The organism is Bradyrhizobium sp. 27S5, assembly GCF_037217225.1.
GTDB classification, from domain to species: domain Bacteria; phylum Pseudomonadota; class Alphaproteobacteria; order Rhizobiales; family Xanthobacteraceae; genus Bradyrhizobium; species Bradyrhizobium septentrionale.
Genome location: NZ_CP147714.1, coordinates 425,474 through 449,523 on the forward strand (window position 1 = coordinate 425,474; position 24,050 = coordinate 449,523).

The 24,050-nt window shown below is 65.2% G+C and carries 15 protein-coding genes; 7 read left to right on the forward strand and 8 right to left on the reverse strand.

Annotation, left to right across the window (positions count from 1 at the left end; translation table 11 throughout):
• Positions 1-298 precede the first annotated feature (298 nt).
• The 5 genes from WDM24_RS02070 to WDM24_RS02090 all read left to right on the forward strand — a co-directional run bounded on the left by WDM24_RS02070 (position 299) and on the right by WDM24_RS02090 (position 13,388).
• Positions 299-7,813 (forward strand): Ig-like domain-containing protein, encoded by a 7,515-nt coding sequence (locus WDM24_RS02070; RefSeq protein WP_338830264.1) that lies wholly within the window; start codon positions 299-301, stop codon positions 7,811-7,813.
• Between the two features lie 170 nt (positions 7,814-7,983).
• Complete coding sequence (locus WDM24_RS02075; RefSeq protein WP_029079637.1) at positions 7,984-9,189, forward strand: ABC transporter substrate-binding protein; 1,206 nt, start codon at positions 7,984-7,986, stop codon at positions 9,187-9,189.
• Positions 9,190-9,355: 166 nt separating this feature from the next.
• Positions 9,356-10,150, forward strand: coding sequence for an enoyl-CoA hydratase (locus tag WDM24_RS02080; protein WP_338830265.1), 795 nt, complete (start codon positions 9,356-9,358; stop codon positions 10,148-10,150).
• Between the two features lie 15 nt (positions 10,151-10,165).
• Entirely contained in the window at positions 10,166-10,921 is a 756-nt protein-coding gene (locus WDM24_RS02085) for a hypothetical protein (RefSeq protein ID WP_338832561.1), read from the forward strand.
• Positions 10,922-11,273: 352 nt separating this feature from the next.
• Entirely contained in the window at positions 11,274-13,388 is a 2,115-nt protein-coding gene (locus tag WDM24_RS02090; protein ID WP_338830267.1) for an acetate--CoA ligase family protein, read from the forward strand.
• A 161-nt stretch (positions 13,389-13,549) separates the two neighbouring features.
• On the opposite strand, the gene WDM24_RS02095 is transcribed toward WDM24_RS02090, so the two are convergent.
• The 7 genes from WDM24_RS02095 to WDM24_RS02125 form a co-directional block, all read right to left on the reverse strand.
• Entirely contained in the window at positions 13,550-14,350 is an 801-nt protein-coding gene (locus tag WDM24_RS02095) for an enoyl-CoA hydratase/isomerase family protein (protein WP_166301731.1), read from the reverse strand.
• Between the two features lie 17 nt (positions 14,351-14,367).
• Positions 14,368-15,528, reverse strand: coding sequence for an acyl-CoA dehydrogenase family protein (locus tag WDM24_RS02100; protein ID WP_338830268.1), 1,161 nt, complete (start codon positions 15,526-15,528; stop codon positions 14,368-14,370).
• An 18-nt stretch (positions 15,529-15,546) separates the two neighbouring features.
• Entirely contained in the window at positions 15,547-16,614 is a 1,068-nt protein-coding gene (locus WDM24_RS02105; RefSeq protein WP_338830270.1) for an acyl-CoA dehydrogenase family protein, read from the reverse strand.
• A gap of 231 nt (positions 16,615-16,845) precedes the next feature.
• Positions 16,846-17,688 (reverse strand): IclR family transcriptional regulator, encoded by an 843-nt coding sequence (locus WDM24_RS02110; RefSeq protein ID WP_338830271.1) that lies wholly within the window; start codon positions 17,686-17,688, stop codon positions 16,846-16,848.
• A 3-nt stretch (positions 17,689-17,691) separates the two neighbouring features.
• The gene (locus tag WDM24_RS02115; protein WP_338830272.1) at positions 17,692-18,825 is read right to left on the reverse strand and encodes an NADH:flavin oxidoreductase/NADH oxidase; all 1,134 of its coding nucleotides are present in this window, start codon (positions 18,823-18,825) and stop codon (positions 17,692-17,694) included.
• 44 nt (positions 18,826-18,869) lie between these two features.
• Complete coding sequence (locus WDM24_RS02120) at positions 18,870-20,087, reverse strand: ABC transporter substrate-binding protein (RefSeq protein WP_338830274.1); 1,218 nt, start codon at positions 20,085-20,087, stop codon at positions 18,870-18,872.
• A gap of 15 nt (positions 20,088-20,102) precedes the next feature.
• Positions 20,103-21,731: an AMP-binding protein gene (locus tag WDM24_RS02125; RefSeq protein WP_338830275.1), complete on the reverse strand. Its 1,629-nt coding sequence runs from the start codon at positions 21,729-21,731 to the stop codon at positions 20,103-20,105.
• A gap of 194 nt (positions 21,732-21,925) precedes the next feature.
• On the opposite strand from WDM24_RS02125, the gene WDM24_RS02130 reads away from it, so the two are divergent.
• Together WDM24_RS02130 and WDM24_RS02135 are read left to right on the forward strand one after the other, a co-directional pair.
• On the forward strand, positions 21,926-22,687 hold the full coding sequence (locus WDM24_RS02130) for an N-acyl homoserine lactonase family protein (RefSeq protein WP_338694793.1): 762 nt from the start codon (positions 21,926-21,928) through the stop codon (positions 22,685-22,687).
• Between the two features lie 105 nt (positions 22,688-22,792).
• Positions 22,793-23,575 (forward strand): SDR family oxidoreductase, encoded by a 783-nt coding sequence (locus WDM24_RS02135; protein ID WP_338694795.1) that lies wholly within the window; start codon positions 22,793-22,795, stop codon positions 23,573-23,575.
• Positions 23,576-23,765: 190 nt separating this feature from the next.
• On the opposite strand, the gene WDM24_RS02140 is transcribed toward WDM24_RS02135, so the two are convergent.
• Entirely contained in the window at positions 23,766-24,044 is a 279-nt protein-coding gene (locus tag WDM24_RS02140) for a GlsB/YeaQ/YmgE family stress response membrane protein (RefSeq protein WP_338830276.1), read from the reverse strand.
• Positions 24,045-24,050 lie beyond the last annotated feature (6 nt).

A 24,050-nucleotide genomic window follows, 5' to 3' on the forward strand; every position in this document is an offset into this window, starting at 1 on the left:
CAATTCTTTGCGGCACTTCTCATTGCGCGCAAAGTCGTGTTGCGAGTTTCACAATGGCGCGGGCCCGCCAAGGGACGACGTCGTCGCATCTGCCGCGTCCGGTGACGCAGATTGCCGTCCGCGCCTGCGCAGCGCGGTCCTCGCGCGCATCAACCTTACCGCTTCACCATCTCAAGTCCGTGCGCGGAATGAGAATTCGTTATTGTTGCCAATGGCTTGCGACACGATGTAACTAATCGGCAATTTTTTTGAAACAGCGACGGATCGCAGTCGCTCTCGCATATTGCCGAGGTCCCTGGTGTCGAATCCTGTTGTTCTCACGCTGACGACCAGCGATCCGGTCCACGATTACACCCAGCTCTACAACGCGATCTCGGCGATCAGCGTCGGCGGCGGCCTGGCTGCGGCCAATACCGACTACATCATCAACTTCTCGACCTCTGGCGCCGCGCGCACGCTGCAACTGCTGGACGATCTGCCGGCCATCAATTTGATGAGCGGCTCGACGCTGACCTTCGACGGCAGCTCCGACTACAACAATCAGCTCGGCGGCCAGGACAATAGCGACGTCATCGACGCCCGCGGCTATCAAGGCTTCGTCGTCGTCGCCGGCAAGGTGACGTTCAAGAATCTCACCATCGTCAACGCCGTCGCAAGCGGCGGTGGTGGCGGCACCGGTGGCGGTGGTGGCGGCGCAGGCCTCGGCGGCGGCCTGTTCGTCGGGCAGAATGCCGACGTCACGCTGAACAACGTCAATTTCGGCAGCAACACCGCCAAAGGTGGCAATGGCGGCGCGGTCGATCCGGCCGGCGGTGGCGGTGGCGGCGGCGGCATCGGTGCCGACGGCGGCAGCGGCAATGGCGGCGGCGGTGGTGGCGGCGGCTTCGGCGGCCAAGACTATTACGGCGACCATGGCAACGGTGCCAATGGCTACAGCGAGGCGGGCTCTGACAGCCAGCATCCTTCAACCGGCGCGCAGACCTCGAGTGGCACGCCGGCGACCGTTGTTGGTCCGGGCGGTGGACAGAGCGCCGACAATTACGGCGGCATTGGCTTCGGCGCGCATGCCTCCGGCGGCGCGAATGGTGGCGGCGGCGCCGGCGGCGTCGGCGGCGGCGGCGGTGGTATCGGTGGCGGCAACTCGGTGGGCGGCGGCCCCTCGGGCACCCTGATCGGCTTCGGCGGCGCTGGCGGCGTTGGTGGCGGAGGCGGCGGTGGCATTTATGGCGGCGGCGATGGTGGTTTTGCTGGCGGTGGCGGCGGCTCCGGCAACGGCAGCGGATACACGCACACCGGCGGCGATGGCGGCTTTGGCGGCGGCGGCGGCGGTTCGAACGGCACGCCCGGTACCGGCGGATTCGGCGCGGGCTCTGGTTCGCTCGCCGGCGGTGGCGGCGGCGGTCTCGGCGCCGGCGGTGATATCTTCGTTCAGCAAGGCGGCAAGCTGACCGTCATCGGCGGCACCTTGATGGATGCCACCGAGACCGGCGGCACCGGCGCCAACGGCGCGGGCAATGGCTCCGCCTATGGCGACATCTTCATCCAGGGCACGATGGTCGTCACGCCGACGCACACCGTGCCCACGTTTTCCCAGGGCCTGCAAACCGTCACGACGCTGACGATCGGCGACACCATCGCCGACGAAAAAGGCATCAGCGGCAGCGGCACGAGCGGAAAGCTGGTCGTCTCCGGCGGCGGCACGCTGACGCTGACGGCCGCCAACACTTACGTCGGCGGCACCCAGATCGATGGCGGCAACGTCCTGTCGATCACGGCCGACAACAATATCGGCGGCTCGGCCGGCGCGCTGATCCTCAACGGCGGCACGCTGACCACAACCGGCGGCTACACCTTCACGCACGACATTCAGCTCACCAGCAACGGCGGCACCTTCGACATATCGTCCGGCACGATTGTGGACACCGGCTCGATCAGCGGCTCCGGTACGTTCATGCTGTCCGGCGTCGGCACGTTGCAACTCGGGATGGGTCAGCTCGCCGGGCTGACCGGGACGTTCGGACTGAGCAGCGCGCATCTGTCGCTGACATCGAGCGGCACTTTCGACGACGCGCTCTCGGTCAGCGGCAATTCGATCCTGTCGATCGCGAACGGTACGACCGTCACGGACACTGCCCTCGTCACTGGCAGCGGCAATCTCGGCATCGACGGCGGCGGTACGCTCGTGCTCGGCCATGCCGCCAACACCTATGCCAGCACGACGATCTATTCGGGCACGGTGTGGCTCACCGCGGCCGGCGCCGCTGGAGCCGGCAACATCTCGTTCACGACAGGCATTGCCGGCACGCTGAAGATCGACAACGCTGCGCTGAGCGGCAATGCGTTCACCAACACGATCGCGAACTTCAATCCCGGCCAGTTCATCGACCTGACCGGGCTGCAGTACAACACCCAGAATCCGTCGCTCAACACAGTCAGCCTGTCCGGCAACACGCTATCGATCTCGAACGGCACCACGACCGATACGCTGACCCTCACCGGGGTCGGCGCCGGTACCAGTTTCCAGCTCTCGCAGGATGCCACCGGTGGAACGATTGTGCAGGTCGTCTCGACCCGCGTCTTCAATGTCTCCAACGTCGCCGAGCTCAACGCCGCCATCCTGCAGATGGATTCCGGCGGGGTGAACGCCGCGCCGAGTGCCAGCTACACGATCAACATCACCGCCAACTTCAGCCTCACGTCGGAGCTGTATGCGCTCAATCTGCTGAGCGGGTCGAGCGTTACGATCAACGGCAGCGACGGCCACGGCGGCACGCACACGATCGACGGCCTCAACGCCCAGCGTGGCTTCTTCGTCTATGCCGGCAACGTCAATCTCGAGAACCTGACCATCCAGAACACGGTGGCCGCAGGCGGCGGCGTCGTCCGCGGCGGCGGCGGCGGCGGCGCCGGGCTCGGCGGCGCGCTGTTCGTCTCGTCGAATGGCAGCGCCACGATCGACAACGTCACCTTCCACAACAGCGCCGCGATCGGCGGCAACGGCGGTGGCGGCGGCACGGGCAGTATCACGTCCGGCTACGGCTTCGGCGGTGGCGGCGGGATGGGCGGACGCGGCGGGAGCAGCGGCGGCGGCGGGATCGGCCTCGGCGCTCAAGGCTCGGACTCGGATCTCTTTGCCAACGGTTCGCCCGGCATTGTCCCCAACACTGCCGGGGGCGGCAAAGGGAGCGACGGTTACCTGATCCCGTTCGGTGGCGGGACTATGCTTTACTGGTATGGCGGATCAGGCGGCGCCAATGGCGGTGGCGGCGGCGCGGCGGGGTGGATCGGCAGCGGCGTTCGCGCACCGTACGGGCCGGGGGGCGGTATCGGCGGCGGCAACGGGGCTGATGGCGGCAACGGCGGCTTCGGTGGTGGCGGCGGCGATGGCGGCAACGGCGGCTTCGGCGGTGGCGGCGGCTACAACGGCGATGGCGGCTTCGGTGGCGGCGGCGGCATTGGCGGTGTCGGAGGCTTTGGCGGCGGCAATGGCGGCACCAACGGCAATGGCGCGCCGGGCGGCGGTGGCGGCCTCGGCGCCGGCGGCACGGTCTTCGTTCAGCAAGGCGGCTCGCTGACCATCAAGGGCGGCTCGCTCACGAATGATTCAGGCTTTAACGCCGTCGCCGGCGGCACCAATGGCATCGGCCAGGCCAGCGGCTCGGCGTACGGCTCCGGCATCTTCATCCAGGGCAACAACAATCTCAGCTTCGCACCTGGCAGCGGCGAGACGCTGACGATTGCGAACGACATCGCCGACCAGAGCGGCAGTGGCGGCACCGCCGCCAATGCGGGCACAGGCGGCCTCGCCATCAGCGGCGGCGGCACCGTCATTCTCGGCGGCAACAACACGTATACGGGATACACCACGGTCAGCGGCACCGGCACCGTTGTCTCGATCTCGTCCAACGTCAATCTCGGCGCGGTCATCAGCGTCCTGAAGCTCGGCGACGGCACCGGCATCAGCTTCACCGACGGTTTTACGCAGACCCACAACATTACCGTCGCGGGCGATCCGATCTTCAATGTCGCGGCCGGCGAGACCGTCACCCAGAGTGGCGTGATCTCCGATGGCGCGACGCCGGGTGATGTCGAGGTGACCGGTGGCGGCCGGCTGGTGCTGTCGGCGCACAACACCTATTCGGGCGGCACCGTCATCAGGGGCGCCACGCTCGAACTGGCGGCGAATGGCGCGGCGGGAACCGGCGCGATCGCCTTCACCGACGGAACCACCGACAAGCTCGTGCTCGATGCCGTGGCGTTCTCGGGCACGGCGTTCGGCAGCTCGATCACCGGCTTTGCCGGCGGCGATACCATCGACTTCGGCAACATCGCCTATGACGCAACGGCGACGCTGTCCTATGCGAACGGCGTGCTTGTCGTGAAGAGCAGCGGCGGCACGACGCTCGCCTCGCTGAATCTGAGCTTTGGCGCCGGCGCCTCGGCCGGCTCGCTGCTCCTTGGTTCCGACGGCTCGGCGACGCCGCATCTCGAAATCCGGTCACAGGCAAGCATCGCCTCGGTCACTTCAGATACCACCGGTCACCTGACGACGCTGAACACCGGCAAGGTCGTGACCATCACCGTCAATTTCAGCAACACGGTGAGCGTGACCGGTACGCCGGAGCTGCCGCTCAACGACGGCAAGGCCGCGACCTATGTCAGCGGCAGCGGTTCGCAGGCGCTGGTGTTCAGCTACACCGTGCAGGACGGCGACAGCACGTCCGATCTGCAAGTGCAGAGCCTCTCGCTCAATGGCGGCACGATCAAGGATCCCGGCGGCCAGGACGCCGACGTGACCCATGCGGCGACCGACCTGCATCTCGTGATCGACGCGATCGCACCGACCGTGTCGGTGGCCGCGACCCCGACCTCGCTGCTGGCCGGACAGACCTCGACCGTCACCTTCACCTTCTCCGAAGCGGTCACGGGTTTTGCGCTGTCGGATACGACCGTGAGCGGCGGCACGCTGAGCAACCTCGTCCATGTCGGCGTCAACGGCGCGCACCAGGACATCTACACGGCGACCTTCACGCCTGGTGTGGCCGATTCCGAGGCAGGCTCGGTGCAGGTCAACCCATCCAGCTATACCGACATTGCCGGCAATGCCGGCGCGGCGAGCAGCGCCATCACCCTCAGCGGCGACACCAAGGTGCCGACGGTGGCGGTGACCGCCGATCACACCGCGCTGACCGCGGGCGACACCGCCGTCGTCACCTTCACCTTCTCCGAGGCCGTCACAGGCTTTGGGCTCGGCGATGTCACGGTCCATGGCGGCACGCTGGGTAACCTCGCCCATGCCGGCGTCGATGGCTCCGGCCGTGACGTCTACACCGCGACCTTCACGCCCGATGTGACCAATACCGAGGCCGGCTCGGTGCAGGTCGACGCCTCAAGCTATACCGACGTCGCCGGCAATTCCGGCACGTCGAGCAACACGATCAACTTCACCGGCGACACCAAGGCGCCGACCGTGTCGGTATCAGCCGATCACACCACGCTGCTGGCCGGTCAGGCCGCGGTCGTGACCTTCACTTTCTCCGAGGCCGTCGCGGGCTTCGCGCTCGGCGATGTCAGTGTCAGCGGCGGCACGCTGGGCAGCCTTGTCCATGTCGGCGTCAATGGCTCAGGCCAGGACATCTACACGGCGACCTTCACGCCCGATGCGGCCAACGCCGCGGCAGGCTCGGTCCAGGTCGACGCATCCAGCTACAGCGACACGGCCGGCAATGCCGGTGCAGCCAGCAACACCGTCAACTTCACCGGCGACACGTTGGCGCCGACGGTCTCGGTCACGCTCAATCCGGACACGGTGCTGGCCGGCGACCTCTCGGTTGCGACCTTCACCTTCTCCGAGGCCGTGTCCGGCTTCACGCTTGCCGACACGACTGTCCATGGCGGGGCGCTGAGCAATCTCGTGCATGTTGGGCTCAACGTGTCAGGCCATGACGTCTACACCGCAACCTTCACGCCCGATGTCAGCGACACCGAGGCCGGCTCGGTGAAGGTCGATGCGTCCGGCTACAGCGATACGGCCGGCAATGCTGGTGCGGCGAGCAACACCGCGACCATTGGCGGCGACACGCTGGCGCCGACCGTCTCGATCGCGGCGGATCGCAACGCGCTGCTGGCGGGCCAGACCGCGCTGGTGACGTTCACTTTCTCCGAAGAAGTCGCGGGCTTCGCGCTCGGTGACGTCGCGGTGCACGGCGGTGCGCTGGGCAATCTGGTCCATGTCGGCGTCAACGCGTCCGGTCAGGACGTCTACACCGCAATCTTCACGCCTGATGTGAGCAATGCCGAGGCGGGCTCGGTACAGGTCACGGCATCCGGTTATACCGACATTGCCGGCAACGCCGGTGCGGCCAGCAGCACGATCAATTTTACCGGCGATACCAAGGCCCCGACGGTGTCGGTCGCGGCGAGCCCGAGCACGGTGCTTGCCGGCCAGACTTCGGTCGTCACCTTCACCTTCACTGAAGAGGTCGCCGGTTTCGCGCTCGGCGATACCGTCGTCGCCGGTGGTGCGCTGAGCAATCTGGTCCATGTCGGGCTCAATGGTTCAGGCCAGGACGTCTACACCGCGATCTTCGCGCCTGATATCAACGACGTCGTGGCGGGTTCGATCCGGGTCACGGCCGCGAGCTATACCGACGACGCCGGCAACTCGGGCGCGGCGAGCAACACCGCCAACATCGGCGGCGATACGCATTCGCCGACGGTATCGGTGGCGGCCGATCACACCGTGCTGCACGCGGGCGATGCGGCGCTGATGACCTTCACCTTCTCCGAGGCGGTCGCCGGCTTCAGTCTCGGCGATATCGCCGTCCATGGCGGTCTGCTCGGCAGTCTGGTCCATGTCGGCATCAACGGCGCTGGCCACGATATCTACACCGCGGTCTTCACGGCCAACGTGACCGACCATCTGTCGGCCAATCTGTCCGTCACCGGGTCAAGTTACACCGACATCGCCGGCAATGCCGGTGCGGCAAGCAACTCCATCAATTTCAGCGGCGACACCAAGGCGCCAATGACGCCGATGCTGATGCTGCATCAGGACACCGGCGTCTCGGGTGCCGATCACATCACCAGCAATCCGCTGATCGACTATTACAAGGCCGATGCGGCCGACACGCTCCGCTTCAAGGCCGACGGCGCCTCGAGCTTCTCGACATTAGCGCCGGTCTTCACGACCGATGGCGTGCATTCGGTGACGGTGCAGGAGGTCGATGCCGCCGGCAATGTCAGTGCATCGTCGAGCCTGATCTTCACCCTCGACACGGCAGCGCCGCATCTCACCGGAATCACCGCGACGCCGTCCGGCGGCGTTGCGGCGACGGGTTCGCTGGTGCAATTGACCGTCGGCTTCAACGAAGCGGTTCATGTCATCAGCGGCACGCCGACCCTGACGCTGAACGATGGCGGCAGCGCGATCTACGATGCCGCGGCGACGGCGCTGCTCGGCGATCCCTCCAAGCTCGTGTTCGATCACGTCGTGTCGTCGACGGACCGCGCCGCCTCGCTGGCCGTGACCGGCTTCGCGGCCAACGGCGCCAGTGTCGTCGACCTGGCCGGCAACGCGGCCTCGCTGTCGGCGGTATCAGCCGCCTTCGATGCGCTGCACATCAACGAGACCATCGCACCGGCCTACACGCTCGGGGCGATCACCCGGCCGGAACTGCATCTCGATCTGGGCGGCCATGTCATCATGGATGCCGCGGCATCGGCGTTCGCCGGACAATACGGCATGCAGTATTTGTTCCTCGGCCTGCCGGCGGGGACGCCCTTTTCGACCGTTCCCGACTTTCATCTCTGATCGCATCGCGGATCGACGCCGCGCCGGCAGCTCCTGCGCGGCGCTTCATTCCGCTTAGCGGAAAACAGATTGCTGCCGCTGCGGCTTGCTGCAGTGCAGGCCATGCGGCATGATCCGGCCCTCGAAACGGACCTGAAGGAATGAGGTCCGCATCTCAAGGGAGGGTTTGAATGAGACGAGTTTTGGCCGGCGTGTTGGCCTGTGTGTTTGCGATCTCGGCGAATGCGTCGCTGGCGCAGGACAAGCCTCCGCTGAAGCTCGGCGGCATCCTCGATATGTCGAGCCTCTATGCCGACATCACCGGCTCGGGCAGCGAAACCGCGGCCAAGATGGCGGTGGAGGATTTCGGCGGCACGGTGCTCGGCCGCAAGGTCGAGATCGTGGTCGGCGACCATCTCAACAAGGCCGACCTTGCCGCCAACATCGCCCGCGACATGATCGACAACCAGGGCGTCGAGATGATCTTCGACGTCGCGGCGTCAGCGACGGCGCTTGCTGCCGGCGAGATCGCCAAGGCACGCGGCAAGATCATCATGTTCAACGGCCCGGGCTCGATCCGCCTCTCCAACGAGGCCTGCGGCCCCTATACCGTGCACTATGTGTTCGACACCTTCGCGCAGGCCAATGTGACCGGCCTTGCCGCGGTGAAATCCGGCCTCGACACCTGGTTCTTCCTGACCGCGGACTATGCCTTCGGCCAGGACCTCGAAAAGGACACCAGCAATGTCGTGGTGAAGTCGGGCGGCAAGGTGCTCGGCAATGTGCGGCATCCGATCAACACCTCGGACTTCTCGTCCTTCCTGCTGCAGGCGCAGGCCTCGAAGGCCAAGGTGATCGGGCTTGCGAATGCCGGCGGCGACACCATCAACGCGATCAAGCAGGCGGCGGAGTTCGGCCTCACCAAGACCGGGCAGAAGCTGTCGCCGCTGCTCGCCTTCGTGACCGACATCGACAGCGTCGGGCTCGACACCGCGCAGGGGCTGCTGCTGGCGGAAGCGTTCTATTGGGACCTCAATGACGACACCCGCGCGTTTTCGAAACGCTTCATGGAGCGCGTCAAGCGGGTGCCGACCTCGGCGCAGGCCGGCGTCTATTCCTCGGTGACGCATTACCTGAAGGCGGTGAAGGCCGCCGGCACCACCGATGCGGCCGCCGTCATGAAGGTGATGAAGGAGACCCCGATCAACGACATGTTCGCCAAGAACGGCCGGATTCGCGAGGACGGCCGCATGGTGCACGACATGTACCTGTTCGAGGTCAAGAAGCCCTCGGAGTCGAAGGGCCGCTGGGACGATTACAAGCTGCTCGCGACGGTGCCGGGTGACCAGGCGTTCCAGCCGCTCGCCGACTCGCGCTGCCCGCTGGTGAAGAAATGACGCGAAGCGTCATCCCGGGGCGATGCAACGCATCGAACATGATGCGCAATTGCGCATCTGAGGATCTCGAGATTCCCCGATGCGCAATTGCGCATCTGTGGTCTGGTCCTTCGGACCATCCCGGAATGACGCTGAGATAATCAACAACAACGAAAGGCAAAACGCCATGAGCGACAATCAGATGGTTCTCCAATCCCTCGACCAGGGCCTGCTCACCATCACCATGAACCGTCCCGAGCGGCGCAATGCGCTCAATCCGGACATGACGCGCGGCCTTGTCGAGGCGGCGCGGCGCGCGCAGGACGATACCGACGTACGTGCGGTGCTGATCCGGGGCGCCGGCGGCACCTTCTGCGTCGGCGGAGACGTCAAGTCGATGGCGGAAGGCCGCGCGCCGCTGCCGTTCGAGGCCAAGATGGCGAATTTGCGCCGCGGCATGGAGGTCTCGCGCATCCTGCACCAGATGCCGAAGCCCGTGGTGGCGCAGCTCGACGGCGCGGCGGCCGGCGCCGGGCTCTCGATCGCGCTGTCCTGCGACCTCCGCGTCGCCAGCGCCTCCTGCAAGATCACCACCGCCTTTGCCAAGGTCGGCTTCTCCGGTGATTACGGCGGCACCTATTTCCTGACCAAGATGCTCGGCAGCGCCAAGGCCCGCGAGCTCTATCTGATGTCGCCGGTGCTGTCGGCGCAGGAGGCCTACAATCTCGGCATGGTCTCCAAGGTGGTGCCCGATGCCGATATCGAGGCCGAGGCGCTGGAGCTGGCGCGATCGCTGGCGCAGGGACCGTCGGTGACGCTCGGCTATATCAAGCGCAACATCAACAATGCCGAGACGATGACGCTGGAGGCCTGCTTCGACGGCGAGGCGATCCATCACACCCGCACCGGCGACACCGCCGACCACAAGGAAGCGGCCAAGGCCTTCGTCGAGAAGCGCAAGCCCACCTTCCAGGGTCAATAAGCCGTGACCAATCACATGGCCGAGTACATGCGGCTGCGGCAGATCTGCCTTGTGGCGCCGCAGCTCGCGCCCGTGATCGCGGACATCTCCGCGATCATGGGCCTCGACGTCTGTTACCGCGACGGTAACGTCGCCAAATACGGGCTCGAGAATGCGCTGCTGCCGGTCGATACCATCCTGCTGGAAGTGGTCGCGCCCTTCCAGCCGGGGCCCGGCACCGCGGCCGGCCGCTTCATCGAGAAGACCGGCGGCCGCGGCGGCTACATGGCGATCTTCTGCTGCGAGGATCCCGATGCGCGCGGCGCAAAGGCCAATGCGATCGGCGTGCGCACCGCGAACGTGATCACGCACGCGCCCTATCACGGCGTGCAGCTGCACCCGCGCGACTGCCGCGCTGCCTTCATCGAGTTCAACCACACCGACGGCAGCGACGACATCCTGGGGCCATATCCGCCGGCCGGCCCGGACTGGCAGAAGTCGATCCGCAAGGACACGACCCTGGCGCTGACCGAGGTCGAGATGCAGAGCCCCGAGCCGCAGGCGCTGGCGCAGCATTGGGGCAAGATCGTCGGCTTTCCCGCCGGCGGCACCGTGGTGAAGCTGCCGAACAGCACCTTCCGCTTCGTCAAAGGTGACAGCGAGATCATGAGCGGGTTGACGTTCAAGGTCGCCGACAAGGCGAAGGTATTGGACGCCGCGAAAGCCAGGGGCTGTGCGGTGGCGGGGGATGAATTCCTGCTCTGCGGCGTGACGTTCAAGTTGACGGTGTAGTCACCATCATTGCGAGGAGCTCGCGACAAAATTGCAAAGCAATTTTGCGCTGAAGCGACGAAGCAATCCATTGTTTCCGCAAGTAGAGGGATGGATTGCTTCGCTTCGCTCGCAATGACCGCTACAGATCATTTTTCCGTCATCCTGAGGAGCGCGTAGCGCGTCTCGAAGGATGCACGGCCCGGCTGGCGGCCGTCGATCCTTCGAGGCTCGCTCCGCTCGCACCTCCAGCGACAAAGGCGAAGCCTTTGCGGGGGATGACGGGGAACGATTGGTGCTTGCGGGGAGGGCGGTTGAGCCGGCGGCAACGATCCAATATCGTGGCCGACAATAACAACAATTGGAACGCCCCATGCCGCATCCGCTCGATACCTTCTTCGCCCCAAAGAGCATCGCGCTGATCGGCGCCTCGCGCGATCACGAGAAGATTCCCGGGCGGCTGCTCGCGATGCTGCGCAAGAACCTCTATCCGGGAGCGCTCTATCCGATCAATCCGAACTATGACGAGATCGACGGCTTGAAATGCTTCAAGTCGGTTGCCGAGGTCGGCGCGCCGATCGATCTCGCCGTCATCGTCATTCCGGCCCGTGCCGTGCTGCCGGCGCTGGAGCAGTGCGCTTCCGCCGGCGTCAAGAACGCGGTCATCATCTCGTCCGGCTTTGCCGAGGAGGGCGGCGACAGCGCTGACATGCAGGATGCGATCGTGGCGCTGGCGAAGCGGACGGGGATGCGGATCAGTGGCCCCAACGCGGAAGGCTTTTACAGCCAGGTGCAGAAGGTCGCCGCGACCTTCAGCCCGACCGTCGACGTCAAGCCGGATGCGCCTGATCTAGTGGCAAGCAAACGGCGGATCGGCATCGTCGCGCAGAGCGGTGGTATCGGGTTTGCGATCTATCATCGCGCCAAGGCGCTTGGCGTAGCCCTCAGCTACGTCGTCAGCGCCGGCAATGAGAGCGATCTCGGCGCCGGCGAGTTCCTCGACTACATGGTGCAGGATGCCTCGACCGACGTGATCCTGCTGTTCATCGAGGGTATCCGCGACGTCGACAAGTTCCTGGTTGCGGCGAAGCGCGCGGCAGAGCTCAGGAAGCCTGTGATCGTCACCAAGGTCGGCCGCTCCGGCGCCGGCGAGCGTGCCGCCGCCTCGCATACCGCGAGCATGGCGGGCTGGTCGGCGGCCTATGACGCGGTGTTTGCGAAATATGGCTTCATCGTCTCCAACGATCTCGACGAGGCCGTGACCATTGCCGCGGTTCTGACCACCAATCCCTTGCCGAAGGGCGACCGCGTCGCCGTGCTGACGGTATCGGGCGGCGCCGGCATCTGGGGCGCCGACACCGTGTCGATGCAGGGCCTGCGCGTGCTGGAGCTTTCGGCTGCGATCCAGAACCGGATCAAGCAATGGATGCCGTCCTATGGCGCGGCGGGCAATCCGGTCGACGTCACCGCGCAGGGCGTCTCCTCCGGCGGCCTGCAGAAGAGCATCGAGCTGTTCGACGCCTCCGACGAGGTCGATGCGACGCTGGTCGTGCTGTCGCTGTCCAGCGAGACGCGGATGCCGTTCAAGGAGGCCGAGCTGAAGCCTTTGATCGCGGCGCAGAACAAGCCGGTGGTGTTCTATTCCTACACGCTGCCGTCGCACTTTGCGCGGCAGGAGCTGGCGAAATCGGGCGTGGTGGTGCTCTCGGGGCTGACCCATGTCGGCGTCGCGATGCGGCGGCTGGCGGACTATGCCGCCTTCAAGCCCGCACCGGAGATGGCGGCATCTGCGTCGCCGACGCACGATCTTTCTGCGCATCTGAAGTCAAAGACGCTGTCCGAATATGACAGCAAGTCGCTGCTGCGAGCCGCCGGCGTCGCGCTGCCGGATGAGCTGCTGGTGACCGATCGCGACGGGCTCGACGCCGCGATCGAGCGCGCCGGATTTCCGCTTGTCATGAAGATCCAGTCGCCCGCGATCGCGCACAAGAGCGAGGTCGGCGGCGTCCGCGTCAACATCGCCGCCAAGGGCGCGGCGTTCACCGCCTATCGCGACATGCTGGAGAGTGTGCAGAAGCAACGGCCGGATGCCGCGATCCAGGGCGTGCTGGTCGGGCCGATGGCCAAGAAGGGCATCGAGATCATCGTCGGCACCATGACGGATGCGACCTTCGGGCCGATGGTGATGGTGGGCCTCGGCGGCATCACCACCGAATTGTTCAAGGACGTGGTGTACCGCCCGGCGCCGGTGAGCCCGGCGGAAGCAACCACGATGCTGGAGACGCTAAAGGCCGCACCGCTGCTGCACGGCTTCCGCGGCGCGCCGAAGGCGGATGTCGCTGCCCTTGCGCGCTTGATTTCGCAGATTTCGGTGCTGGCAGCGCAGCATGCAAGCGAGATTGCCGAGATCGAGGTCAATCCGGTGCTGGTGCACCCGGAGGGGCAGGGCGTGACGATCGTCGATGCGCTGGTGGTGCCGAAAGGCTAGCGAGCCATCTCCCCAGCGTCGTCCCGGGCTTGACCCGGGACCCATACGCCGCGGCCCGCGGAAAGGGCACAAGGGGAGACGGCTTGTCCTGCCACTCGCATCGGTGGTTATGGTCCCGGGTCAAGCCCGGGACGACACGTGGATGGAGCTGCGCGAGGGCCTCACCGCCCCCTGAAGTTGGCGACGCGGCGTTCGGCGGTGGCCTTGACGCCTTCCTTGAAGTCCTCGGTCGCGCGCAGCTTGGTCTGCTCTTCCAACTCGTGGTTGGTTGCGGCGAGCACGCGGTCGGCGAGGCCGGCGCGCATGGTGGCGCGGGTCGAGACCAGGCCGAGCGGCGAGCATTCGGCGATCTCCTGCGCGAGCTTCATCGCTTCAGCCCGCACCTGATCCTGCGGCACCAGCACGTTGGCGAGGCCCCAGCGATAGGCCTCTTCGCCGGTGACGCGGCGGCTGGTGTAGAACATCAGCTCCGCATTGTTCTTGCCGATCAGCTCCGGCAGCGTCGTGGTCAAGCCGAAGCCCGGGTGGAAGCCGAGTTTGGTGAAATTCGCCGAGAAGCGCGCTTCAGGGCAGGCGACGCGGAAATCGGCCGACACGGCGAGGCCGAGGCCGCCGCCGATCGCAGCACCATGGATCGCCGCGACGATCGGCTTCTTGTTGCGGAAGATGCGCACCGCCTGAACGTAGAGATGGTTGATCGGCAGGTTGGAGGCCGGATCGCTCTTGGCGCGTTCCTCCTGCTCCTGGCGGGCCGGGTCTCCAAAATTGGCGCCGGCGCAGAACGCCTTGCCTTGCGCGGCCAGCACCGAGGCGCGGATCTCGATATTGTTGTCGATTTCCTCCAGCGCGTCGGCGATCTGGTTGATCAGCGCGACGTCGAAGAAGTTCAGGGGCGGCTTGCGGATTTCGATCAGGCCGACATGGCCGTGGGTCTCGACGCCGATATCCGTGTATTTGGTCATGATCTGTCCTCGTTGAATTAGCGTAGGCCCAATCCGCGGGCGATGATGCCGCGCAGCACCTCGGTGGTGCCGCCCTGGATCGTTAGCTTGGGTGCGGTCTTGATGGCGAAATCGAGCTGCTTTTCCAGCGTCTCGCGGTTGGTCGCGGTTTCCTCGACGAAGGCGGCGAGATCGCGGACGCGATGCGGCAGCTGCTGCTCCCACACCGTGCCGATGTCCTTGACGATGGAGGCCTCCACCACCGGCTCCTTGCCGGCCTGCAGCATGCCCGCGACCGACACCGACATGCGGCGCATGGTGTGCACTTGCGCGACCAGGCGCCCGATGCCCTCGGCGCTGCGGGTGTCCGGGTTCTTGCCGACCGCGCGCACCAGTTCGGTGAGCACGTAATAGGTCTCGAGGAAGCGCTCGGGGCCGGAGCGTTCATAAGCGAGCTCGGATGTTGCCTGCTTCCAGGCGCCGTCGACCTCGCCCAGCACATGATCGTCCGGCACGAAGTAATCGGTGAACACCACCTCGTTGAACTCGAACTGGCCGGTGATCTGGCCGATCGGGTTCACCTGAATGCCCGGCTGCTTCATCTTGACCAGGAACTGGGTCAGGCCGTGACGGCGGTTCTCTTTCGTGGGCGGTGACGTCCGGAAAATCGCGATCATGTAGTCGGCGATATGCGCCGACGAGGTCCAGATCTTGGTGCCGTTGATCAGATAGCCGCCGTCGGTCTTGGTCGCGCGCGTCTTCGCCGCGAACAGATCGGAGCCGGAGTTCGGCTCGCTCATGCCGATCGCAAAACAGACCTCGCCGCGGCAGATCCGCGGCAGGATGTCCATCTTGATGTGCTCGGGCGCGTATTTCAAAAGCACCGGCCCGCTCTGGCGGTCGGCGACGAAGAAGCGCCGGGTCGGCGCATTCGCCACCCGCATCTCCTCGGTCACCACGTAACGCTCGAGGAACGAACGCTCCTGGCCGCCATATTTCTTCGGCCAGGTCATGCCGAGCCAGCCCTTGGCGCCGACGCGGCGGGAGAATTCCGGCGCGTCATTGTCCTCGCGGTTCGGCGCGTGCGGATCGAAGGTGCCGGCGGCGATCTCCTCGGTGAGGAAGGCACGCACCTCCTTGCGGAGCTGCTCGCATTTCTCCGGCAGGCGGATCGGATCGAAACGAAGGGCTGCAGTCATGATGTCTCTGTCCTGATCTCAGCGCGAAGCCACCAGCGGCCACAATTCATCGGCGCCACGCTCAGCGACGAGCCTGCCGAGCTCGACCGCCCAGTAGCTCTCCGAGCCGAAATCGTCACGCCAGGCCAGCGCACGCAATGAATAGCGGTGCAGGATGTGCTCGTTGGTGAAGCCGATCGCGCCGTGCACCTGATGCGCAATGCCGCCGCCCTTCTCGGCCGCTTCTGAGCAGCGGATTTTTGCGGAGGCGGCTTCGAGGAACACCGCGTCATTGTTCAGCGAGTTCGCGCTTGCAATGGTGTCGGCCGCCGAGGTCGCGGCGGCCAGCGCCGCGGCCGACTCGCCGGCGAGGCGGGCGAGGTTGTGCTGCACCGCCTGGAATTTCGAGATCTTCTTCTCGAAGGCGACGCGCTCGTTGGAATAGCGCACGGAGATGTCGAGCATCGATTCCAGTGCGCCTGCAATCTGCAGGCTGCGCACCACGCCGCCCATCAGCATCAGCGTGGTTCGGTCAAAGCCCTTTGGCGCGGGCTTGGTCGTGACCGGCTGCACCTTGTCGAGCGTGACGGTGTCGTTGTGATCGCCGCCAAGTCCGATGCCGGATTCGATCCGGCATTTGGCGGCATCGACCAGCGCGATCGAGATGCCGCCATTGCCATCAGCCAGCACCGCGATGTGCTTTGCGTCTTTCGCAAACGGCACGCCGCGGGCGCGGCCGGAGAGAGAGCCGTCGGCGTTGAGCGTGACGCGGTCCTTCGGGCTTGCCGGCAGCACGGTCATCTCGCCTTCCGGGGAGGCGATCCTGGCTTGCGTCAGCAGCCAGCCGGCCAGCATTGTTTCGGCCAGCGGAACAGCGATCGCATGCCGCCCGGCGACGTTGAGGACGCTGAAACCTTCGGCGAGGCTGGCGCCGGAACCGCCGAGATCGTCGGGCACCCAGGACAGCGGCAGACCGGCTTCGGTCAGCGCCTGCCACAGCGGCGCCTTCCATGCGCCCTGCTTGTCGTGATTGATGGTCTGGGCATCCGCGAGATCGGCGAAAATCTTTCCCGCGGTCTCGGCGACGATGTTCTCACTCTCCGCCACAGCGTTCCTCGTGTTGATTGGCTTGGGTCCTGCCATCAGGCAGGCCCTGCTTGCGGTGTTGTCTTGCGCTCAATGATGCGGAAAAGCCATAGCCGTGACAAGCGTTGCCCGCAGGGCCACTTGCGCGGATGGCATGAAGCCGGACGAGGTGCACGAATTCCGCATAGTGGACTTTGGACCGCCTCGGTTTTGTGTGCCAGGCGCGGAGGAAAATCGGCCGGCGCCATCGGTTCAGTCCGCCAGGTGAAACTGGATCGCCTTCCGCATGAGGTCGGCGAGTTCGGCCTCCTGGACCATCAGCGCGTCGTTCAGCCCGGCGACGCACAGCACCAGCGGCTCGTTGGATTCCGCGATCGGCGGCAGGTTCAGGGCGACGACGCCGGCGCCCGGCGTAACCATGCCGAGCGAGAAGGCATGCCCCTTGGCGCGAACCTTCTTCAGCTCCAGCAGCAAGGCCTTGATGTCGATCTGCCGATCCGGCCGCGGCTCGTTGTCGTTGATCAGGCGGACCAGGCGTCTGACTTCCTTGTCCGGATAAGCCGACAACAGCGCGTAGCCTGATCCCGAGTGCGCCAGAGGCCGCAGCGTGCCGGCTTTGACATGCAGGCGCATCGGCAGTTTGGCCTGGATGATGTGGATATATTGCGCGCTGAGCCCGTTGCGCACCGCGAGCATGATGGTCTCCCCGGTCTTCTCGGAGAGCTCGTCCATCAAATTGATCAGGCGCCCCCGCGTGAACAGCGCCGGGCTGAGCCAGTGCCCCAGCATCGAGATCCGCGGCGTCGGAATATAGGTGCGGCGGCTGGTGTCGTAGTGCAGATAGCCGAACGCCGTCATCGTGCGCATCAGCGCCGAGGTGCTGGACTGCGGGAATTTCAGGGCGGCAGCCACCTCGATGGCGGAAGCGGCGCGCTGGTGCTCCTCGAAGAATTCGAGCACGTCGAACACGCGCCGCGCCGACTTGACCGCATTGTCCATCTTCGGCAGGTCGCGCGAGGTGTCGCCGGGGCTGTCGAAAGACCGCGCGCCGGTCGCAGGACCGGTAGCCGCCACATCTTTCTTCGCCACCGGCATCGCTTATCGTCCTTGCTGCGCCACCCGCCGCTTCAGCCACCAGCCATATTGCTCCGGCCAGTTCGTCCACTCGGGATCGCATCCGAGCGCGAGTGCCGTCTGGGCGGGCCAGTTCGGATTCCACAGCAGTTCGCGGCCGAGTGCAATAAGCGTCGCCTTGCCGTCCCGCAAGATGGCTTCCGCGTAGTCTGGCTCGCGGATCAGCCCGACCGCGACCGTCGGCATACCGGCTTCCTTCTGGATGCGTTCGGCGAAGGGCACCTGGAAGCCCGGCGTGCGCGACACCAGCGAGTTGCCGCGCGGCAGCTTCATGCCGCCGGACGAGCAGTCGACCATATCGATGCCGATCGCCTTCAGCTCGGTTGCGAAGGCGATCGAATCTTCGATCGACCAGCCGATATCGACGCCGTCGACCGACGAGATGCGGACCAAGGCCGGCAGATGGTCGGGCCATTCCTCGCGCATGATGGAGGCGATTCGCAGCGGCAGCCGCATCCGGTTCTCGCGCGAGCCGCCATAATCGTCGTTGCGGTTGTTTGCCAGCGGCGACAGGAACGAGTGCATCAGATAGCCGTGCGCGCAGTGCAGCTCGATGACGTCGTAACCTGCGGTCCTGGCGCGGCGGAACGCCTGGCGGTAGTCGTTCACCAGGGTATCGATCTCCTCTGAAGTCAGCATGTGCGGCGCCGGCCAGCCGTCGTCGAAGGGAATGCTGCTCGAGGCCGCGATCTGCCACGGGCCTTCGCCGCGCGCCTTGATGTCGGCCTCACCCAGCGGGTTGCCGCCTTCCCACGGCCGCTGCGATGAGCCCTTCCGGCCGCCATGTGCGATCTGGATCGCGGCCTTGGCATCGAAGCGGTGGATCAGCGCGGCGAGGCTGGCGTGGCCTGCGATGTGCGTATCGTCCCAGATGCCGAGGCATCCATGGGTGATGCGTCCCTGGGTGTTCACCGAGCTCTGCTCGACGAATACGAGACCGGCGCCGCCGGCAGCGAGCTTGCCGATATGGGCGGTGTGCCAATCGGTCGCGCGGCCCTCATGCGCCGAATAGGTCGCCATCGGCGAGACCATGATCCGGTTCTTCAGTTCGAGGTCGCGCAGTTGCAGCGGGGTGAAGAGTAGCGGCAGTTCGGTCATGCGATGTCCAGCCTTGCTTGTGGTTTGCGGATCCGTGCGAGCAATCATTTCTTGAGCAGCGGGCATGCGCTCTCCTCGGGCGTTGCGAACGCTTCCTTGCCCGGAATCACCTGCACCAGCTTCTCGTAATCCCAGGCGCCCCTGGATTCCGCGGGCGATTTCACCTGCACGAGATACATGTCGTGGATCAGCTGGCCGTCCTCGCGCAGGAAAGCATTGCGGGCGAAGAAGTCGTCGATCGGCATGTCCTTCATTTGCGCGATCACCCTGGGGCCGTCGTCGGTGCCGGACTTCTCGACCGCCTTGAGATAATTCATGACGGCGGAGTAGAGACCGGCCTGGACCATGGTCGGCCGCTTTTTGGTCCTGGCCATGAAGCGCGCGGCGAAATCGCGGGTCTTGTCGTCGAGATCCCAATAGAACGCGGTCGCGAGCTGCAGCCCCTGCGCCGCCTGCAGGCCGATCGCATGGATGTCGCTGGTCTGCATCAGGAAGGCCGCGAGCTTCTGCTGCTGCGCCAACCCGAATTCCTGCGCCTGCCGGATCGAATTGGCGAGATCGCCGCCGGTGTTGGCGAAGGCGATCACGTCTGCCTTCGAGCTCTGTGCCTGCAACAGATAAGACGAGAAATCCATGCTGTTGAGCGGATGCCGCACCTCGCCGGTGATGCTGCCGCCGACCTTCTCCACCGTCTTGGCGGCGTCGTTGCGCAAGGCGTGGCCGAAGGCGTAGTCGACCGTGACGAAGTACCAGCTCTTGGCGCCTTCCTTGGCCAGCGCCCGAACCGTGCTGTTGGCGAGCGCATAAGTGTTGTAGGTCCACTGCACCGAATTGGCCGAGCAGCCCTTTCCGGTCAGATCGGAGGAGCCGGCCGACGACGCCAGCATCGCCTTGTTCTTCTGCTTGGTGAGCTCGAGCACGGCGAAGGCGACGGCGGAGTTGGCGAAATCGACGATGACGTCGACATTCTCCTGCTCATACCAGCGCCGCGCGATGCCGGCGCCGATGTCGGCCTTGTTCTGATGGTCGGCATCGACCATCGCGATCGGCTTGCCCAACACCTTGCCGCCGAAATCTGAGATCGCCATCCGCACCGCTTCGACCGCTCCCGGGCCGGCCGCGTCGGCATAGAGCCCGGCTTGATCGGTCAGCACGCCGATCTTCACCATGTCGTCGGAGATCTGCGCGTGGGATGGCGTGGCGGCGAAGGTGGCCGACAGGATTGCAGCGCTCGCGGCCATCCACCCGTAAGTCGATGTCATTGTCCCTGGTTTCCTCTAGTTCGATTGCCTTATGGCGTTGGTTTTCTCTTGCCGCAGGTCGATCATCCCAGGATGCGACTGCGGGTCCTTGTCCGCGCCGAGCAGCGCGTGTTTCTGGATCTTGTTGGTCGAGGTCAGCGGCAGCTCGGCGACGAAGACGATCCACGCCGGCAGCTTGAACGGCGCCAGGCGTTCGCGGCAGAACCGAAAGATGTCCTGCGCGAGTTCGCGCAATACGTCGGCGCCATCGTTGATCACGATGAAGGCCGCAACTTCCTCATCGCGGATGGGATCGCGCGCGGCGACGACCGCGGCCTGCTTGACCAGCGGCGACGTCGTCAGCACGGCCTCGACCTCGGCGGCCGAAATGTTCTCGCCGGCGCGACGGACTAGGTGCTTCAGCCGGTCGACGAACACGAAGGCGCCGTCCTCGTGCTGCCAGGCGCTGTCGCCGGTGTGAAACCAGCCGCCGCGCCAGGCCTGCTCGGTGGCTTCGGGGTCTTTCAGGTAGCCGGAGAATAAGCCGCGCCGCGGCGTCGATTCGGAATGGCGCACGCAGAGTTCGCCGACCGCGCCTGGCGGCAGCGCATTGCCGTCGGGGTCCAGAACGATCATCTCGAGTCCGGGCACGCTGCGGCCGATGGTGTTGGTTTCCAGATGGCGCGGCTCGACCGTGTTGAACGGACTGCGTCCGGTCTCCGTCATGCCCCAGCCTTCGACGAAGGGGATGCCGAAGCGTTCACGGGCTCGCGCGCGCTGCTCGGGATTGGCGCCGACGCCCATCGAAAAGCGCAGCGCATGGGCTTTCTCGTCCGGCGTCTCCGGCTGGGCGAGCAGGGCCGCGACGATCACGCCGAGATAGTGCAGCACGCTGGCGCGGCAGGACACGATGTCGCGCCAGGCGTATTTCGCGTTGAAGCGTTCCGGCAGGATCAGGCAGCCGCCGGTCAGCATCATTGCTATCGTCGTGAGCGTGAGGCCGGCCATGTGGAACAGCGGCAGCGGGCTGTAGAGGCGCTCCGTTCCGATATGATAGGTCGCCTCGCCGCCGTGGCTTGCGTAGCAGCGGCCGGTCGCTACCACGTATTCGTTGGTCAGGATGCATCCCTTCGGACGCGCCGTGGTGCCCGACGTGTAGAGCAGCGCGGCCTCGGTCTGGCTTGCCGGATTGTCGGTGCGGGGCGGCGGCCGTCGGGCAAGCGGGATTTTCGCCACGCTCGCGGCGAGATCGTCGCCCGATACGTCAAGCACGGGCACGGCGCCGGTCAGCGCCTTCCGCAATTCCTTCTGATCGTGCAGCGTGACGATCAGGTCGGGCTCAGCATGCGCGATGAGATATTCGATTTCCGCCGCGCGATAGGCCGGGTTGATCGGAACGATCGAGACGCCGAGGCCGTTGAGCGCCAACCAATGCACGATGAAATCAGGCCGGTTCTCCAGCAGCAGGCACGCGCGGTGCCCATGGCCAAAGCCCGATGCGCGGTACTGATCGCGCAATGCGCAGACCTGCCGTACGATGTCGCCATAGGACAACTCGATGCCATCGGGAAAATAGCCGCGGCCAGGACGCGCGGGAATGCAGAGAAAGGGTTTGAACGCTGCCGCATCTGCGGTCGCAGCGAACACGCTGAACACGGTGTACATCGTCGCGTATGCTTCCCCCAGATGGCCGCAGGTCGACGTCAACGATGCCGGTCTGCGAGAGCTGCTTCGTTGAGCGCGTTGCCGCGATCGCGGCGTTGCGCGGAAGCTATAGGGGTGAGTAATGTGCTGTCAAATCCATTATGCGTTTTTATAAAACTCATATGTAGTTTGACGTCCAAATGGGAGATGGCGTGATGAAGATGCATATGTTGTCGGGCGGGCGTCTGCGGATGTCCAAGCGGACCTATCTGCCGGATGCGCCGCGTGGCGAGATGATCGACCTGCCGGTGTCCTGCGTGTTGTTGCGGCACACGCAAGGCAATGTGTTGTTCGACACCGGATGCCATCCCGATGTCGCGACCGATCCCGAAGGGCGGCTCGGCACGCTCGCCAAATACATGACGCCGATCATGTCGGCGGATGATCACGTGCTGACAAGCCTGAAGGCGACAGGCCTTGGACCCGACGATATCGACGTGGTGATCTGCTCTCACCTGCACACCGATCATTGCGGCTGCAACGCCTTCTTCAAGAAGGCGACGATCTTCGTCCACGCGCTCGAGATTGAGGCCGCCAACGCGGCCAATGCGCCGGATCGCGGATACATCAGGGCGGATTGGGATCATCCGTTGAAGATGGAAATCTTCGACCGGCAGATGGACGTGTTCGGCGACGGCAGGCTGACGCTGATCCCGCTGCCCGGGCATTCCAAGGGCACGACCGGGGCGCTGGTCAAGCTCGACCAGAGCGGCGAATTCCTGCTCGCCTCCGACGCGCTCAGCGTGCGCGCCAATCTCGATCAGCGGACTTCGCCTCGGAACAGCCTCGACGTCGAGCAGTTCCTGAATTCGCTCGACGAGATCGCCAGGATCGAAGCGTCAGGCGTCAAGATCATCTGCGGCCATGACGATGCGCAATGGGCCAGCCTGCAAAAGGGTCCGAACGCCTATACATAAGAGCCTTGCACATAAGGGCCTTGCGCGGTTTGCAGGTATCTTTCCGCGCGATATGGTATGCCACCGCCGGAATTCATCTGGCTCACAACAACAGGGGAAATGCAGATGTCGAAGGATGGCTTGTGCGCGATCGTGACCGGGTCCGCATCAGGACTTGGTGCCGCGACCGCGCAAATCCTCGCCACGGCGGGCGCGCGCATCATCATCAATTATTCCAACAGCAAGGCGGAAGCCGAGGCAACTGCCGAACTCTGCCGCAAGCAGGGCGCCGAGGTGCTGGTGGTGCAGGGCGACGTCTCGCGCGATGAGGATTGCAAGAAGATTGCCGCCGCAGCCCAGGGCTGGGGCCGCCTCGATGTGCTCGTCAACAATGCCGGCACCACCAAGCATGTGCCGCATCACGATCTCGACGGGCTGACGGCGGAGGACTTCCAGCGCATCTATGCCGTCAACACCATCGGCCCGTTCCAGATGGTCCGTGCCGCGCGCACACTGCTCGAAGCCGGTGCGAAGGCATCTAGCCGTCCGTCGGCGGTGGTCAACATCTCCTCGGTCGCCGGCATTTCCGGCGGCGGTTCGTCGGTGGCCTATGCCGCGAGCAAGGGCGCGCTCAACACCATGACGCAGTCGCTGGCGCGCGCGCTGGCGCCGCTGATCCGCGTCAACACGGTGTGCCCGGGCTATATCGACACGCCCTGGTTCACCAAGGGCCGCGGCGAGGCGGGCGCCAAGCAGGTGCGCGACACCGTGGTGGCGCGCGTGCCGTTGAAGGTCGCGTCATCAGCGGAAGATATCGCCAACCTGGTCTGCTTCCTGGCGAGCCCGGCGTCGAGCAACATGACCGGCGAGTTCGTCCGCATGGACGCGGGCATGCATCTGATCCAGTGACGAGGCGCCGTTGCAGAAATGACAATGCCCGGGCCAAGCCCGGGCATTGTCATGTTGAAGCGGCTTTCAGTTTCGTTGTCTCGTAATTCCGGGATGGTGCGTTAGCACCTCAGATGCGCAATTGCGCATAGGGGAATCTCGAGATCCCGGGTTCGATGCTACGCATCGCCCCGGGATGACGCCTACGGCGTCACCTGTTTCCCAAATCCGGGATCACGCGCGCCGCGACCAGCCTGTGCCAGATGAACAGCACCACCAGCGCGCCGATCGTGGCGGTGATGAAGCCGGCGCCCTGTTCGGGACCGTAATGGCCGATGGCCTGGCCGATGAAGGTCGCGAGAAACGCGCCGGCGATGCCGAGCACGGTGGTGAGAATGAAGCCGCTGGGATTGTTGGGTCCCGGCGACACGAGCCGCGCAATGATCCCCGCGATAAAGCCGACGATGATGACCCAGATGATGCCGCCCATGACTGT